1 pseudogene is annotated in these 631 nt (G+C 53.7%); it reads left to right on the top strand.

Features of this window, described 5'->3' with window-relative positions:
- Positions 1–631 (top strand): annotated as a pseudogene (locus AB204_RS22915) (hypothetical protein); the annotation flags it as partial.

Genomic DNA, 631 nt, shown 5'->3' with positions numbered 1-631 from the left:
GGCCGCAAGGTGAACGGCAAACCCCTGTCCGCTGATATTGCACTGAACGCCGCCGATGTCGGGGCCTACAGCAAAGGCGAGACGTACAGCAGGGCCGAGACAGACAAACAGGTCAATGATGCCAAGACTGCCGCCGCCAATGCCAACAACAACGCCAATGGGCGTGTACCAGCTGGCCGCAAGGTTAACGGCAAACCCCTGTCCGCTGATATTGCACTGAACGCCGCCGATGTCGGGGCCTACAGCAAAGGCGAGACGTACAGCAGAGGGGAAGTCGATAGCCGTGTCAATGATGTCAGGAACTCTGCCAATAATGCCAACAATAACGCCAATGGCCGTCTTGAAAAATCAAAGAATGGTGCAGACATTCCTGATAAAAATGTTTTTATTAATAACCTTGGTTTAACGGAAGCCCGCCAGAAAGCCCTGAACGCCGTTCCCCAAGGACGCAAGGTCAACGGCAAGCCGCTGGCCGGGGATGTCTGGCTGGGCGCGGGCGATGTCGGCGCCTACAGCAAAGGGGAAACCGAATCACGGATCACTGAAGTTAAAAGTATTGCTCATAATACAGTGAGTGGAATGAGGCTATCAGCATTTCGAAATTACTTTTGGGGTTCCCGTGACACTAGGT

Source organism: Xenorhabdus khoisanae (assembly GCF_001037465.1).
In the GTDB taxonomy this organism is placed as follows: domain Bacteria; phylum Pseudomonadota; class Gammaproteobacteria; order Enterobacterales; family Enterobacteriaceae; genus Xenorhabdus; species Xenorhabdus khoisanae.
This window is presented reverse-complemented; position numbering and strand designations above follow the sequence as displayed.